This window comes from Chitinophaga sp. G7 BAM 1005 (assembly GCF_057126945.1).
Window position 1 is genome coordinate 3366864 of record NZ_CP181478.1, and the last position, 13770, is coordinate 3380633.

At 46.3% G+C, this 13770-nt stretch carries 17 protein-coding genes; 8 read left to right on the forward strand and 9 right to left on the reverse strand.

Annotated features, from left to right (window positions below):
* The first annotated feature begins 227 nt into the window (after window positions 1-227).
* The 3 genes from ACMXI2_RS13395 to ACMXI2_RS13405 all read left to right on the forward strand — a co-directional run bounded on the left by ACMXI2_RS13395 (window position 228) and on the right by ACMXI2_RS13405 (window position 4458).
* A complete protein-coding gene (locus tag ACMXI2_RS13395) occupies window positions 228-2093 on the forward strand; it encodes a helix-turn-helix transcriptional regulator (RefSeq protein WP_483782067.1) in 1866 nt (621 codons plus the stop codon).
* 449 nt (window positions 2094-2542) lie between these two features.
* On the forward strand, window positions 2543-3403 hold the full coding sequence (locus ACMXI2_RS13400) for an AraC family transcriptional regulator (protein WP_483782068.1): 861 nt from the start codon (window positions 2543-2545) through the stop codon (window positions 3401-3403).
* Between the two features lie 65 nt (window positions 3404-3468).
* The gene (locus ACMXI2_RS13405) at window positions 3469-4458 is read left to right on the forward strand and encodes an aldo/keto reductase (RefSeq protein WP_483782069.1); all 990 of its coding nucleotides are present in this window, start codon (window positions 3469-3471) and stop codon (window positions 4456-4458) included.
* A gap of 22 nt (window positions 4459-4480) precedes the next feature.
* Here ACMXI2_RS13405 and ACMXI2_RS13410 read toward each other — a convergent pair whose 3' ends face one another.
* Window positions 4481-5422: a helix-turn-helix domain-containing protein gene (locus ACMXI2_RS13410; protein ID WP_483782070.1), complete on the reverse strand. Its 942-nt coding sequence runs from the start codon at window positions 5420-5422 to the stop codon at window positions 4481-4483.
* A gap of 38 nt (window positions 5423-5460) precedes the next feature.
* Window positions 5461-6291 carry an SDR family NAD(P)-dependent oxidoreductase gene (locus ACMXI2_RS13415; RefSeq protein WP_483782071.1) on the reverse strand — a complete coding sequence of 277 codons (831 nt, stop codon included), beginning with the start codon at window positions 6289-6291 and terminating at the stop codon, window positions 5461-5463.
* Window positions 6292-6463: 172 nt separating this feature from the next.
* Here ACMXI2_RS13415 and ACMXI2_RS13420 point away from each other — a divergent pair, with 172 nt between their 5' ends.
* Together ACMXI2_RS13420 and ACMXI2_RS13425 are read left to right on the forward strand one after the other, a co-directional pair.
* On the forward strand, window positions 6464-6961 hold the full coding sequence (locus tag ACMXI2_RS13420) for a GNAT family N-acetyltransferase (RefSeq protein WP_483782072.1): 498 nt from the start codon (window positions 6464-6466) through the stop codon (window positions 6959-6961).
* A gap of 5 nt (window positions 6962-6966) precedes the next feature.
* Entirely contained in the window at window positions 6967-7437 is a 471-nt protein-coding gene (locus tag ACMXI2_RS13425; protein WP_483782073.1) for a MarR family winged helix-turn-helix transcriptional regulator, read from the forward strand.
* A 3-nt stretch (window positions 7438-7440) separates the two neighbouring features.
* On the opposite strand, the gene ACMXI2_RS13430 is transcribed toward ACMXI2_RS13425, so the two are convergent.
* Together ACMXI2_RS13430 and ACMXI2_RS13435 are read right to left on the reverse strand one after the other, a co-directional pair.
* Window positions 7441-8052 carry a hypothetical protein gene (locus tag ACMXI2_RS13430; RefSeq protein ID WP_483782074.1) on the reverse strand — a complete coding sequence of 204 codons (612 nt, stop codon included), beginning with the start codon at window positions 8050-8052 and terminating at the stop codon, window positions 7441-7443.
* Window positions 8053-8180: 128 nt separating this feature from the next.
* A complete protein-coding gene (locus ACMXI2_RS13435; protein WP_483782075.1) occupies window positions 8181-8309 on the reverse strand; it encodes a hypothetical protein in 129 nt (42 codons plus the stop codon).
* A 36-nt stretch (window positions 8310-8345) separates the two neighbouring features.
* Here ACMXI2_RS13435 and ACMXI2_RS13440 point away from each other — a divergent pair, with 36 nt between their 5' ends.
* Window positions 8346-8762: a hypothetical protein gene (locus tag ACMXI2_RS13440; RefSeq protein WP_483782076.1), complete on the forward strand. Its 417-nt coding sequence runs from the start codon at window positions 8346-8348 to the stop codon at window positions 8760-8762.
* A 226-nt stretch (window positions 8763-8988) separates the two neighbouring features.
* On the opposite strand, the gene ACMXI2_RS13445 is transcribed toward ACMXI2_RS13440, so the two are convergent.
* The 4 genes from ACMXI2_RS13445 to ACMXI2_RS13460 all read right to left on the reverse strand — a co-directional run bounded on the left by ACMXI2_RS13445 (window position 8989) and on the right by ACMXI2_RS13460 (window position 11732).
* On the reverse strand, window positions 8989-9291 hold the full coding sequence (locus ACMXI2_RS13445) for a hypothetical protein (RefSeq protein WP_483782077.1): 303 nt from the start codon (window positions 9289-9291) through the stop codon (window positions 8989-8991).
* A 14-nt stretch (window positions 9292-9305) separates the two neighbouring features.
* Complete coding sequence (locus tag ACMXI2_RS13450) at window positions 9306-10205, reverse strand: DUF6929 family protein (RefSeq protein WP_483782078.1); 900 nt, start codon at window positions 10203-10205, stop codon at window positions 9306-9308.
* An 11-nt stretch (window positions 10206-10216) separates the two neighbouring features.
* Entirely contained in the window at window positions 10217-10990 is a 774-nt protein-coding gene (locus tag ACMXI2_RS13455) for a GDSL-type esterase/lipase family protein (RefSeq protein WP_483782079.1), read from the reverse strand.
* Between the two features lie 76 nt (window positions 10991-11066).
* Window positions 11067-11732 (reverse strand): YiiX family permuted papain-like enzyme, encoded by a 666-nt coding sequence (locus tag ACMXI2_RS13460; RefSeq protein WP_483782080.1) that lies wholly within the window; start codon window positions 11730-11732, stop codon window positions 11067-11069.
* Window positions 11733-11783: 51 nt separating this feature from the next.
* Here ACMXI2_RS13460 and ACMXI2_RS13465 point away from each other — a divergent pair, with 51 nt between their 5' ends.
* Both ACMXI2_RS13465 and ACMXI2_RS13470 read left to right on the forward strand, forming a co-directional pair.
* Window positions 11784-12320 carry a GNAT family N-acetyltransferase gene (locus ACMXI2_RS13465; protein ID WP_483782081.1) on the forward strand — a complete coding sequence of 179 codons (537 nt, stop codon included), beginning with the start codon at window positions 11784-11786 and terminating at the stop codon, window positions 12318-12320.
* Between the two features lie 48 nt (window positions 12321-12368).
* On the forward strand, window positions 12369-13352 hold the full coding sequence (locus tag ACMXI2_RS13470) for a phosphotransferase enzyme family protein (RefSeq protein ID WP_483782082.1): 984 nt from the start codon (window positions 12369-12371) through the stop codon (window positions 13350-13352).
* Between the two features lie 40 nt (window positions 13353-13392).
* Here the strand turns inward: ACMXI2_RS13470 and ACMXI2_RS13475 are convergent, their stop codons facing one another.
* Window positions 13393-13755, reverse strand: a complete 363-nt coding sequence (locus ACMXI2_RS13475; RefSeq protein ID WP_483782083.1) for a hypothetical protein — start codon at window positions 13753-13755, stop codon at window positions 13393-13395.
* Between the last annotated feature and the right edge of the window lie 15 nt (window positions 13756-13770).

The following is a 13770-nucleotide window of genomic DNA, read 5'->3' on the forward strand; positions in this document are numbered from 1 at the left end:
TTCAAGGTTTTTTCGTTGGCGTTATTGCCTGTGCAAATGTGCGGCGAATGTTTCTTAACCAGGCATTCCGCTGGCCTACAAAACGACTACCCAGGTAAAAAAGGGCGTCTACAATATGACTACAACATTTTCAAATCACTTACTATTATTATCTTACAAATATAAATATTCATGACTTTATTGATCTTTTCATGCTGACTATTAGTGATTTATAGTAATTTAACCGCATGAAGTCATTACCATATCTACCCTTTGTTTGTCTGCTGATCTGTATATGCGGGTGGTCATTTTTCGCATTTGCACAAATGCCGTTGTCGGATAGTTTACAATCAGTAACCGCTAACCCCGCCTTCAATGAAAAGGAGAAACCGCCTTTACTTAATCAGCTGGCTGAGATATACCGGGCCAATAAAAACTATTCCCTTGCCACAACCACGGCAAGGCAAAGTGTGGCCCTCTCCCTCCGGCATCAAAATTACCGGGAAGCCACCAAAGCTTACGCGATGCTGGCAAATATCAAATTCAACACGCAGCAATATGCCGATCTGAAACAAACCGTTGATTCCGTACTCACCAGCGCACAACAGGCCAACGATCCCGTGGCAATGGCATATGCTTATTATGCCCGTGCACTGTTATATAAAACGCTGGATAAGTTAGACGATGTGGTAAAATATTGCCAACTAGGTCTCAGGCAACTGGACAAAACCCCCGATCCCTATATTGCTGCTAAAATATATTACCAGCTTTATGTTATTAATTCAGGCTGGAACAATGAAGAAAAGGTAAATATCTACGCCAGGGAGGCAACTGGCAATGCGCTCAAAACAAATGATTACAACCTGCTGAGCAATTGCTATACTGCCCTGTCGGTAGCCCATGAATATAAATTCAATACTACCAAAAACAGGCAGGAGCTGGATAGTATGCTATTTTACCTGGGTAAACCGGAGGCGCTTTACCGGCAGTACCCGGGCAGGGTAGCCCCTTATACCTATGCCATTGCCTGTATAAATATTGCCAACTGCTATCTGAAATACTTCCCCGCTGATGATGCAGGGGCCAAAACACAAGCCGTTCACTATGCCGGTATTGCCCGGTCGGTGTTAAAAGATGCCCCCAACAGCGAAGAAGTGGTTGCCAGCAGCTTAGGCATCCTCAGCGAATATGCCCGGAGGGAAGGCAACGAGGCTCAGGCAGAAAATTACCTGCTGGAGGCCTACCAGGTGATGAAAACGGCTAACGGTCATTCTTACTATACCATGATCAATGTGGTGCAGGCACTGTCTAATTTTTATGAACAAAAAGGGAACTACCGGAAAGCACTGGAGTTTCAAAAAGAGGCCACCCTATATAACAACAAAAATTTTAATCAGCAGCAGGCGCTCAATACCCAAAAGCTGGAAATACAGTACGAAACTGAAAAGAAAAACAACGAAATGCAGATCCTGAAAGAACGGGAGAAAAGCCGCACCATGCAAAATTATTTATACGCCTGCATTGCGCTTGCCTCCCTGCTTGGGCTGATATTTATGTTCCGCTCCTATCATTTCAGGTTACGTTACTCCCTGCAGCGGGAAAAGCAGCTGCAACTGGAAAAACACGAGTCTGAAATGCAGGTAAAGCTGGAAAAAGAAGAACACGCCAGGCTCAGAGCCGAGCAGCAGCTCCTGGAAACCCAACAACAGCAACTCAAAAAAGAGGTAATGGCCAATGTGCTGCATCTCGAACATAAGCACCAGACATTGCTGCATATCAAAGACAAATTAACGGAAGGCGACTCCGTAAACATGCAGAAAATACTAAAGGAAGAAATGGTGATCGATAACGATTTTGAACATGCAAAAGTCCAGATTCAACAGATACATCCCGATTTCTTTCAGCTGATCAATGATAAAGCCCAAAAGAAACTCACCCTGCTGGACCTGAAGCTTTGCGCTTACCTGTATCTTAAAATGGACACCCGCCAAATTGCCCAGCTGATGAATATTGAAGCCAAAAGCGTAAGAATGAGCCGCTACAGGATCAAACAGAAGCTGGGACTGGACAAAGAAGATGACCTGAATGCTTTTTTACAGGGTTTGGGTAGTTAAGTTGCCCGGCCTTTCCTTACCCTCCCACTCCTTCCTCCATTCCGCCTTTTGACTATCGCAGGCACACCCGCAAACTGGCGCACTCAAAAAAAGATGGAAGAATTACAAAAAACAACTAATACCAGACTCAACAATATAGGATTGTATAACAAGAATCAGGATTATATGTACCTCCGTAAAACAGATTCAGGATTATTTTTTCACCTGTATAGCTATTTCAGGACGAAACATAGTGTATGGGGAGTGTATGGGGAGTGTATGGGAAGTGTATTGTGAGTGTATTGTGAGTGTATTGTGAGTGTATTGTGAGTGTATTGTGAGTGTATTGTGAGTGTATTGTGAATGTATAGGGACTGTATGGGGAGTACAACGCATAGACGAGTCCTAAGTATCCGAGAAGTATCCGAGAGGTATGGGAGAGGTATGGGAGAAGTAACTACCTTTAGTCAATGAAAAACATAGAATCTTTCCTGGATCGCTTTAAACAGAACGATAAATTACCAATCAGGATGGTTTCACCGGGTTTTGGTCACTTGTCGCCCGATGAAGCGGGGAAATTTGGTACCATCTATCGTACCCCGTATTATTTTTTTCTTTTTATGCTGGACGGATGCAGCTGGCACAATGTTGATCTTCAACCGTTTGAAATCAACAATAACGAGCTGCTTTTCATACTGCCGCACCAGATCCACGAACTGCCGGGCGCTCAACACGGCTCAGATTATTTCAAGATAGGTTTTGATGAAAGCTGCCTTTCGTTGTTACCCAAACAATACCCTTTTCTGATCAATCCGTTAAACAATCAAAAAATAAGTTTTACGACTTCCGCCGCCGGCAGGTTGAAAGCTATTTTTAAAATATTGCTTGAATTATTAAGCAGCAGGCATACAGATCCTGAACTTATTCTGGCTCACCTCAATAGCTTACTCACAGAAATCAACACCTCCTATTTTGCAGCCGGTAAAATACCGGCGGATGAAAAGCTTTCGAAGTATATCGATTTTAAGATTTTTGTAGAAAATAATCTTACGGATCATCCGTCCATCAGCCTTATTGCAGAAAAGCTCGCCATCAATACAAATGGTTTATATCAAATTGTTAAGCACTATTCAGGACTTTCGCCAAAAGAATTTATTACTAACCGGCTGATATTGGAAGCAAGGCGACGGCTATATTATGCCGAAAGCTCCTCCGTCAAGGAACTGGCTTTTGAACTCGGCTTCAATGACCCTGAATATTTTTCCCGGCTATTTAAAAAAGTTACCGGCAAAACTATTGTTGGTTTCTTTCAGGATTTGTCAGGGTACTAATGCATTTTGTCCGGTTCTTTCCGGGATGTTCTGTCAATCTTTGTTCATCAGATAAAATCAAATCTATGAACAGAACATTAGGAATAAATGGTCCTTTGGTTTCCGCTATAGGCTTAGGCTGTATGGGCATGTCCGGCGCTTACGGACAATCGGACGAAAACGAATCCATTACAACTATTCAGCGGGCGCTGGAAACCGGACACAACTTTTTAGACACCGCAGATTATTATTACGCAGGCCATAACGAAGAGCTGATCGGCCGGGCCATCAAAGGTAAACGCGATAAAGCTTTCCTTTCGGTTAAAACAGGTCAGCTGGTTACCCCCGCTCCTAATGGAGGCATGGCGCCCGGATCTGTAAATACACGGCCGGATTATCTGCAAAATGCGATCGTATACAGTTTACGCAGGCTTAAAACCGATTATATTGATCTCTACACTCCGGCCAGGATAGATCCGGATGTTCCGGTTGAGGAAACAATTGGCGCACTGGCCAACCTCGTTCAAAAGGGGATTATTCGTTATATTGGTCTGTCTGAAGCATCTGCAGCAACTATCCGCAAGGCTGCCGCAGTGCATCCCATAACCGCACTGCAGATTGAGTACTCTTTATGGAGCAGGGAAATTGAGTATGAGGTGCTTCCAACCATCCGTGAATTGGGTATTGGGTTGGTTGCATATGCGCCTTTAAGCCGTGGATTTTTAAGCGGCGCTTTCAAAAAGCCGGAAGATATCAAAGATAGCCGGGTTCACATGCCTCGTTTTCAAGGTGAAAACTTTTATAAGAATCTTGAACTGGTAGAGAAAATTCAATCGCTTGCGGCAGAAAAAGGCTGTACACCTGCCCAGCTGGCAATCGCCTGGGTGTTAGCCCGGGGCGGGGATATCATCACTATTCCAGGTTCAAAGCGCATCACACATCTTGAAGAAAATATGGCTGCTGAAAACGTGCAGCTAACCAGGGAAGACCTCCGGACAATCGAAGCGACGATGCCGGCAGGAATAGTTTCAGGAACGCGCTATCCCGAAAAATTCCTGGGCGCCTTAAACCGTTAAATTACCGCTACCCTCTTCCCCTTCAATTAAACGACCGCCTGAATTCAAGCGGCGACAATTTCGTTTTAGTCTTAAACAACTTGCTGAACGACTGCGGATGTTCAAAGCCCAGCGCATAGGCTACTTCACTCACCGATAACGTAGTGGTGGAAAGTTTCTCCTTTGCCTTTTCAATCAGTTTATCATGGATGTGCTGCTGCGCATTCTGGCCGGTCAGGGCGCGCAGCATATCGCTTAAATAGCTGGGCGACAAATGCAGGTTGTCGGCAAGATACTGAACGCTCGGTATTCCGTTGCTTAAAGCATGTTCATTGCTGAAGTAATCTGCCAGCAAGTCTTCCAGTCTTTGCAGCAGATCATGACTAACGATCTTACGGGTAATGAACTGGCGCTTATAGAAGCGGTTGGCATAATTCAGCAGCAGCTCAATCTGGGATATCACTACATCCTGGCTGAAGTCATCAATCCGGCTGTTCAGTTCTTCTTCCATGATCCTGAAAATAGCAATGATGGTGGCTTTCTCATTTTCGGAAAGATGCAGCGTTTCGTTGGCTGCGTAAGAAAAGAACCCATACTGACTGATTTTTTTAGCGATGGGATAACCTAAAAAGAAATCCGGATGGATTAACAACGTATACTCAGAGCATACTGTTTCTTCGTTTTCTCCGCCACCCATTACCTGGCCGGGCGAAGCGAACAGCAAGCCTCCTTCATCGAAATCATAATAACCCTGGCCATATTTTAATTTACCGCCAAGTTTTGGCTTGTAAGAAATTTTATAAAATCCCAGTACATGATGCTGGGACGGCGGCTGTAGTTCCTGCCAGGAAGGCGCGCCGTTGATTATACTGATTAACGGATGCTTTGGATGAGGCAAGCCAAAGGCCCGGTGGGCGTCGGCCAGCGTCTCAAATTTATGCGGGCTTTTCTCTTCTTTTTTCATTTCAAAAACAAATATAATCATAACCGGTAACCATTTCAGTTGCCGGTTATGATCAGTTCTTATTTAATTACTCCCTGGGCTGAACGCGAAACGGCATCCCAGTTTTCCCAAAGCGCCAGACGCTCTTCATAAGCAGCACGTACCCAGGGCAGATTATGACTGCCCAGATGGAACCGTAACGGCGGGTTTTCTGCATCTACAACCTGAAAGAGCGCCTGTGGCGTAGCATTCGGATCACCTCTCTCCATGTCTTTTAATTTTCCGAAGAATTGTGTTTTAAAGTCCGAGTATATTTCCATGCCGGGTGCGAATTTCAAAGAGTCCTTGCTGCCGAATTCCGTAGCGTAAGCGCCCGGTTCTATAATGGTCACTTTGATCCCGAAGTCTTTAACCTCTGTGGCAAGGCTTTCGTGAATGGCCTCAAATGCCCATTTCGACGAGCAGTAGTAGCCAATTACCGGCAAAGTCACATGACCCAGGCTGCTGGAAGTACCAAGGATATGTCCGCCGCCTTGCTGCCGGAGCAACGGTAGCGCAGCCTGGATAACAGCAACGGTCCCGAAAATGTTGGTTTCATACATCGCCTTAACATCTTCTGCACTCGCCTCCTCAATTGTGCCGATCAGCGAATAACCCGCATTATTCAACACAATATCCAATCTTCCGAAATAGGCGTGCGCCTCAGCTATGGCTGCTTTTGCCTGACCTGGTCTGGTCACATCCAATTCAAGGGTTAATACTCTTCCGGCATATTTTTCTTTGAGTCCGGCTAAACTATCAATATTACGTGCTGTTGCTGCCACGCTGTCGCCACGCTCCAGGGCGGCCTCCGCCCAAACGCGTCCAAAACCACGCGATGCGCCGGTAATGAACCAAACTTTACTCTTCATATCTTTTAATTTTTGATGAAGCAAAGATCAGGAAGCGCCGCTGGCTGTATGTAGTCTAATCGAGGACTTTTGTAGGCTAATTGAGGATTTTATCTCATCTGCCCATATTCATTTAAAATATATTTTTATTTATGTAGTCAACTACGTAGTTTTGTACTATAAATTGACATGAATGAGTACAATACCTGTTATACAACCAATTTATAATGAATATTGCCAGGAGATAATTGACATCATCCTGCCCATCCAGCAAAAGGAATTCAATGTGCCTGTTACGCTCGAAGACCAGCCGGACCTGCACGATATTGAAACCAACTACCACCAGACAGGCGGAGGTTTCTGGGGAGGATTTGTAAACGGAGAACTGGCCGGCACCATTGCGTTGATAAGCATCGGGCGCCAGGCGGGAGCCATCCGGAAAATGTTTGTAAAAAAGGAATTCCGCGGAAAGGAATATGGCATTGCACAACAACTGCTCGGGGAACTGATCGCCTATTGCAAATCAGTACAGATAACAGATCTGTACCTGGGCACGGTCGACAAACTCGCCGCCGCCCGCCGCTTCTACGAACGCAATCACTTTAAAGAAATAAAAAAAACGGATTTACCATCGTATTTTCCCCTGATGAATGCAGATAATGTATTTTATCACTTACACATTAATGATTGAGAAGCATGACAAATGTAATTGATGAATCAGGGATACTGGCTATTTCCACCAGGTTGCAGCGACTCAGTGATCAGCTGCGGAAAGACGGGCTGCAGATTTACAAGGCCAACGGGATCGACTTTGAGCCAAAATGGTTCCCGGTTATCTATACGCTGCATCTGAAACCGGTACTCAGTGTGGTGGAAATAGCCGTGGAAATCGGGTACTCCCACCCCTCTACTATCAGCCTGCTGAAAGAACTGGAAAAACAAAAGCTGATCCGCTCAAAGAAAGATAAAACAGACGAAAGGAAACGGCTTATCCTGCTTACGGAAAAAGGGAAAGCACTCATCACCGACATGCAACCCGTATGGAATAAAATGGTAGTGGCCCTTACTGCGCTGACAGATACAAAAAATAACCTGATGAAAGCCATTGAGGAGGTAGAGCAACAAATGAAATCGTTTAGTTTTTTCGACAGGGCGCAACAGCTGTAAGCCTCATGCCAGCAGCCCGTTCACCAGTGCCTTCCATTGCAGTTTTGATATACCAACGGCGCCGGTAGCTCCTACCACTGCATTCCGGATCCTGTCGCCCAGATCATTGGTTTGTGTATTTGGCACCTCATTACGTCCGTAAACAGTGGCAGTTATTTCCGCACTGTTACGCACCAATACAAAGGAACTACTGGCTTCCTTGCGCAGAAAATGCGCAATACCCGCACTCTTCTGGATAGGATGCTCTGATGGCCGCGCCCTGATAAAAAACACTTCCTGGTGCTCATTCAGCACCACATGCTCCTTCTGCTCAATCTTTACCCAGTCGAACCCCTTCCCTGCATTAGTACCCGGACCCGGAATATCAATTCGTATATACATTCCCGTTTCCGCATTGCCGGCAGCCGGCTTCCCGGCCAGATCGGTTAACTGAAACCCCGACGACATACTTCCGCTAAGCGTAGCCCAGTGATTTACATCCAGCAGGCGCGCAACCGCCGTTTTAAAAAACGCCTGCGCCGCTGCTTCATGAACCAGTATTTTCACCTCAGAAGTTGTGGTAGCTTCGCCCGTATACTGCGCCGGAATAAATGGCGCCGCAATGTTATCTGCCATAACTTTAATATTTGCCGTAAAATAATAATGTAAGTATTTCGGTAAAAAACTTGTGCCAATTTTATATTACACTACCTTTAAGGGGTAAAAGTACGGACAATGCATTGCAAGCCTGATAATTCCATCACTCAAAACGATGCGGCAGAGCGGCGCCACTTCTGATCATATTTACGCTTCATTAAAAGCACGAATCCCACAACTGTCAACACACTGGTAATTGTAAATACCGCCATCGCCGTAGAGTAATCTATACGCATGGGGAAACAATTTGTTGATATTTAAAGATACGGAATATGAATAGCATATACTCGCTTTTAGTGAGCTGTTTTCTCTCCCTGGCCTGCAGCAATGCAAAGCCAAACCAAACAAACGGGAAAATCACCGGCCGCTGGCTACCTGTAAAATCTGTGATGAGCTGCATCGAAGACGGCAAAAAAACCTTTGAAAAAGCGGATTCCAATTTCAGCCCCAATGATGTAATGATTTTTAAAGACAACGGCATGCTGGAAGACGGCGGCCAGCAGTACGAAGCCTATACCCTTGATCGCCGCACCAAAGAACTTACCCTCCAGGAAGGCGGCGGCTTCGGCATCACCTTTAAAATCCGGACCATGAACCCGGAAGAACTGGTCATCTTCCGGGAAGATGAGGAAATCTTTAAAAATAAAAAACGCCAGATGAAACTCGAAATCTACTTTCGCCGCATCTGATCATTTCAGCACCGGCAAAATAATGACGGAAGTATACCCCACATCGGGCAGATGGAACAAAACCCGGAGCAATTTGCCGACAGCACCCTGCTGGAGATGCTGCCCTATCCTTTGCTGGCAGGCAATCCCCGCACGGCGATGAACGATGTGAAATCCGGTGAACAGCCTGCAGGCAGAATAATGGGGGCAAAGGCCCCGTACCGTTTATGTACTGCGCCTTTGCTGTCTATTTTGTATAAAAAACAATATCTTCTCCATCCGGCTCGCTGTCTGCCAGCTGTTCTTCCCAGCCCACCGGCAGTTTAAAGATGGTATGTAAGCCGCCCAGCAGCTCCAGCCAGCCGCTCATTTCGTCCGACACTTCCAGTGTTTCGCCTTCCATTGTTTTAAACACCAGGAAAGCCGCTTCTCCCGGGTACGCATATACTTTGTAGCCTGCAATGTATGTTACATCGTCCCAGAAGATCGTGTTATCAATATCTTCATCATACTTCACATACAGTGTTCGTTCATCAAATTGTATATCCATAATTTTAAGATTATTTAGTTGGTAGTAATGGTAAAATTTACTTTAAACAAGCGACTGGCGCCGGCATCATTATCGGATACCAGGTGAAGCGTAAGTACGTTATCCCGTATACTTTCCAGGCAAATACCTTCTATCTTTTCGCCTTCAAAAGCGGGATCTGCGGTGGTTAAATTGAGCATACCATCAGGCGTAAGGGTGGTTTGTGATAATTTCCGGGAGATGTTACTGATCCAGCCAATATAACTATCGCCAATATCGCCATCGTCGTAAGCATTGGCAGTGGCTTCGGAAGATAAAGTGCATAGTAACAGGTCTTTTTCCGGTACATAACAAAGTCCTGACACGCCGGCAAATACAGGCGTTGGCGTTAGTAACGTAAACGGTAGTACGCTAACCGGCGGAACCGCCTGTTCCCAGAAGCCCGGCTTAGTAAGTATCAGCTGATTCTGCGGCCAGGTATTGTTACCACGGTTACTCAGCAGCAAGGTATTGTTTACTACTGCGGCGCCTTCTATATTCAGTTCATGGATCCCGCTGTTCAGCAGCTGCGTGGCAAAGGCCGGCGGATAGGGAATAAACTGGATACTGGCAGAGTCGCCATCCGGAAGCGGCAGCAGCAGCAGCTGGCGGCGCCTTTCCGTTGCCAGCGAACCGGATACCAGGAGGTAGGTTTTACCATGCAGGGTAATCAGCGCGGAAGCTTCATAGTCTGCTTTTTCCGCTTTCGCCACGCGCTTTTCTTTCAGGCCGGAGATGGGAATACTTTTAATAATGCGGTAATCCTTATCCAGTACCTGGATACAGGTGGCGTCATCTCCAATAAGATACAACCTGCCGTCATGAAATTCCACTGCGGAGGCAGAAGGAAAATCCGGCAGCAGCAAGGTGCAGATGAGTGTGATAACCCCTTTCATGATGTATGTTGTTACTTTAAACAGTTCACTACTTTTTTAATAGCCTGCGCCCAGAAAGTGCCCAGTATTTCTGCGCCTTTTACGTTGGGATGCAGCTGGAAAATGCCTGCCTTACCCTGCTCCTGGATAAACAGTTCCGGGTGGTTTTTAAAATAGTTAAACCCGTCGCGGTAGCCGGTGAACACCTGTCCGGGATGGGTGGTGCGGTAGCTGGTAACGATGGCATCCAGCACCGGGAAATAAGATTGCAACCGGGCCTGCCCTTCCGCGAGGTACCGGGAACTGTTTTGTGTATTAGCGCTATACCAGATGGGGTGATGCAAAATAATGATACAGCCGGGGTAGTTAGTGAACAGCTGGTCGATAATCGCTTTTACATTCAGCCTGTACTGCTCCGGCGCTACCGGCGATCCGTTTGGTCCTTCTATGGCGCTGTCGTTGGTGCCCAGCACCATAGAAAATACCAGGATGGCGTTCTGATCGTTTTTAAACGCATCCGCTGCCGCTGCAACGTTATTGAATAAACGACGGGTGGCAGGAAGAAAATCTACTGTTGTAGAGCCACTTACGCCCTGGTTGCTGTATTGAACCTCGCGGCCCGGCATGGCGCGCTTCAGCCATTCCCATGCCTTCACAGGAGGCGCTTCCTGTAACGGGTGTGGCAGGCCGCCGCCTTGCGTAATGCTGTTGCCGATAAAAACAATATCCAGCTTTTTCATTTGCGCTACCGCACAGGTGGCGGTAAACACCAGGAAGCAAAGGGCGACAGGTAGTATTCTCATCATGATAGAAAAACTTTCAAACTTGTAAAATAACAAGTTCATCTGAGAAACAGACATTTTTCCTGGAAACACCGTTCATTTACTCAGCCACCGTTACCAGCAACGGGGATTCGAACATGCTTACCGGCGAAATAATTTGCTCTGACAAAGGAATATTGTTTCCATAAATCTCTTTCATTTGCTGCTTTACAGCCGCGCTGCCCAGGTCAAAATCTTTCAGCTGCCGGAGCTTACCCACTTCAAGACCAGTTCCTTCTTTATAAATTTTCCATACCAGTTCAGAACAATAGATCCGCTCATCAGACCAGCCAAAATAAAAATCATAGTCTTTGCCATTGTATTGCTCTCCTGCTGTCTTCATTTTAGCTACCACCGCCGGCGTGAGTACAGCATCCGCATCTTTCAGTCTTTTTATTACAAAATGCCGCCCCTTTCCCCTGTTAATCCATTGCATCAGCGGGGTATATCTTACCGGTTGTAAGGCTTCGTACACAAACCATTCATCCTCTCTCTTAAAAATTATTCCGCAATGACTATATTTGGAATGTGTAGCCTGTTGAATGGCCGTGCTGAGGTCTGACTGGGATACCTGGAAAATGATATCCCCTTCCTGTACAACCGGAACGGCTGCTATTGATTTTTTGTAGAGATGTTTGCCCGTGAAAATATAACGCCCCGCCATCAACGTACCTGTTACAATGGTGAGCGCCAGTACTGTTAGTATAATTTTTCTGAGACCTGACATAAGCCCGAATTTAAGTAAAAATAGATCCAATTATAATATAAGCCGTAAAAAATGAATGACATACTTATCGTGCCGGCTATTACGGCAGAAGTGGAACTGTTACAGCAAATAGCCCGTGAAACCTTCCAGGAGAGCTTTGCCGCGGACAATACACCGGAAAATATGAAACAATACCTGCAGGATCGTTTCAGTATTGCCAAATTAACTGCGGAGCTGACCGAGCCGGATTCTGAATTCTATTTTGCCATGCTGAAAAATCAGCCCATCGGCTATATGAAAGTGAATTTCAGATCGGCGCAATCTGAGCTGTACAACAGCCGGGCGGTAGAACTGGAACGCATATACGTTTTAAAGTCGCACCAGGGGAAAAAAGTAGGCCAGCAGCTGTTCAACCAGGCGTTAAGCCTTGCTATGGAAGCCCGCGCCCCTTTCCTGTGGCTGGGCGTATGGGAACACAATACGAAAGCCATTGACTTCTACCGCAAAAATGGCTTCGCGGAGTTTGCCACACATCCGTTTCAGCTGGGAACTGAAATACAAACGGATCTTATCATGCGGTTAAACCTGCCGCTGCATAAGGTGCAATAAATTTATTTCACTATATTTGACGCCCTTTTTCACTTCAAAGCGCGGTTCATGAGTTATTTCCCGGTTTCCAGTTCCAATCTCTCTGCGCCACACCTGGCGATGTTTGTGCAATCACAATACAACCTGGCGAACAACGCTACCTGCCACCTGATTAAATCAGGAGTGAACGATACTTACCAGGTGAATACTTCCGCCGGTAAATATATCTTCCGCGTATACAGCCTGAACTGGAGAACCCGCACAGACATCTCCGAGGAGCTGCGGCTGTTGCTGTTGCTTAAAGAAGGCGGTATCCCGGTATCGTGGCCGCTGGCCGACAAACAGGGCCATTTTATACAAACCCTGAACGCACCGGAAGGCGAGCGGTATGGCGTATTGTTTTCATTTGCAGAAGGAGAAAAGTTGCTGTACTACGATGATGAAATACATGTAAAAGCCGGTATGGTCATGGCCCGCATGCACGAGCTTACACAGCCCGTTACCCTGAACAGGGTTACTTATACCGCGCAAAACCTGCTGGTTGACCCGCTGGAGTCGCTTAAAAAATTCCTTCCGGCAGATACGCCTGAAATGACCTTCATGGCTACCGCACAGGCACGTCTTTTACAGGTGTTGCAGGAAGCCGATCCCGCTGCCATCCGGCAGGGCGCGGTGCATATGGATGTCTGGTTCGATAATATGAATATTCGCCCGGACCAGGAAATTACGCTCTTCGATTTCGACTTCTGCGGAAATGGCTGGCAATGCCTGGATGTGGCTTACTATATCCTGCAACTCCATAGCCTGATCCGCGATATGCCGGAGTGCCAGGTTAAAATTGACCGTTTTCTTGAAGGCTATACGGCTATCACCCCTCTCAGTGCGGAAGAGCAAAGACTGATCCCGGCACTGGGCGTATGCATGTATTTCTTTTACCTGGGAGTGCAGTGCGACAGGTATCACAACTGGTCTAATTCTTTTTTTAACGAAGCCTATCTTAAAAGATTTATCAACGCGCTGGTAAAACGGTACTACGAACTGTATCTACCATAGCGGGTATTATAACCATACTTCACCGTATATTGCTGTAATTTTATTCCCAGATATCTTTGATATGAATGAGGATCGAGTAACGGCCCGTGGGGGGATAATGACCGATATGCAGTTGCGTTTCGTCAAAGGGCTGCGGTAGTTTATCCGCGTATTGCAGGTATAACTCCTGTACCACCGCAATGGCTTCTTCCTTATTTTCCACCACCCATGATTTGGCGGTCCTGTTATTATCAAACAGCTGGTTAAAGGCTTTCCGGGCAGATTCGGTTTGTTCAAAAGGCACTACTTTCAGCGTCCACACCTCTCCTATCTTTTCCGGTTCTGCGGGTGTATCCAGGTTAATCTTAAACCTCTCCAATCCCGCAGGATCCAGCGCACGCATGATATCCATCGCAACTGACATAATCGTAATTTTTTC

Excerpts from the sequence above, each read along its gene's own strand:
- ACMXI2_RS13395 (WP_483782067.1), top strand. The coding sequence starts at position 228 with ATGAAGTCATTACCATATCTACCCTTTGTTTGTCTGCTGATCTGTATA.
- ACMXI2_RS13400 (WP_483782068.1), top strand. The coding sequence starts at position 2,543 with ATGAAAAACATAGAATCTTTCCTGGATCGCTTTAAACAGAACGATAAA.
- ACMXI2_RS13405 (WP_483782069.1), top strand. The coding sequence starts at position 3,469 with ATGAACAGAACATTAGGAATAAATGGTCCTTTGGTTTCCGCTATAGGC.
- ACMXI2_RS13410 (WP_483782070.1), bottom strand. The coding sequence starts at position 5,422 with ATGATTATATTTGTTTTTGAAATGAAAAAAGAAGAGAAAAGCCCGCAT.
- ACMXI2_RS13415 (WP_483782071.1), bottom strand. The coding sequence starts at position 6,291 with ATGAAGAGTAAAGTTTGGTTCATTACCGGCGCATCGCGTGGTTTTGGA.
- ACMXI2_RS13420 (WP_483782072.1), top strand. The coding sequence starts at position 6,464 with ATGAGTACAATACCTGTTATACAACCAATTTATAATGAATATTGCCAG.
- ACMXI2_RS13425 (WP_483782073.1), top strand. The coding sequence starts at position 6,967 with ATGACAAATGTAATTGATGAATCAGGGATACTGGCTATTTCCACCAGG.
- ACMXI2_RS13430 (WP_483782074.1), bottom strand. The coding sequence starts at position 8,052 with ATGGCAGATAACATTGCGGCGCCATTTATTCCGGCGCAGTATACGGGC.
- ACMXI2_RS13435 (WP_483782075.1), bottom strand. The coding sequence starts at position 8,309 with ATGCGTATAGATTACTCTACGGCGATGGCGGTATTTACAATTACCAGT.
- ACMXI2_RS13440 (WP_483782076.1), top strand. The coding sequence starts at position 8,346 with ATGAATAGCATATACTCGCTTTTAGTGAGCTGTTTTCTCTCCCTGGCC.
- ACMXI2_RS13445 (WP_483782077.1), bottom strand. The coding sequence starts at position 9,291 with ATGGATATACAATTTGATGAACGAACACTGTATGTGAAGTATGATGAA.
- ACMXI2_RS13450 (WP_483782078.1), bottom strand. The coding sequence starts at position 10,205 with ATGAAAGGGGTTATCACACTCATCTGCACCTTGCTGCTGCCGGATTTT.
- ACMXI2_RS13455 (WP_483782079.1), bottom strand. The coding sequence starts at position 10,990 with ATGATGAGAATACTACCTGTCGCCCTTTGCTTCCTGGTGTTTACCGCC.
- ACMXI2_RS13460 (WP_483782080.1), bottom strand. The coding sequence starts at position 11,732 with ATGTCAGGTCTCAGAAAAATTATACTAACAGTACTGGCGCTCACCATT.
- ACMXI2_RS13465 (WP_483782081.1), top strand. The coding sequence starts at position 11,784 with ATGAATGACATACTTATCGTGCCGGCTATTACGGCAGAAGTGGAACTG.
- ACMXI2_RS13470 (WP_483782082.1), top strand. The coding sequence starts at position 12,369 with ATGAGTTATTTCCCGGTTTCCAGTTCCAATCTCTCTGCGCCACACCTG.
- ACMXI2_RS13475 (WP_483782083.1), bottom strand. The coding sequence starts at position 13,755 with ATGTCAGTTGCGATGGATATCATGCGTGCGCTGGATCCTGCGGGATTG.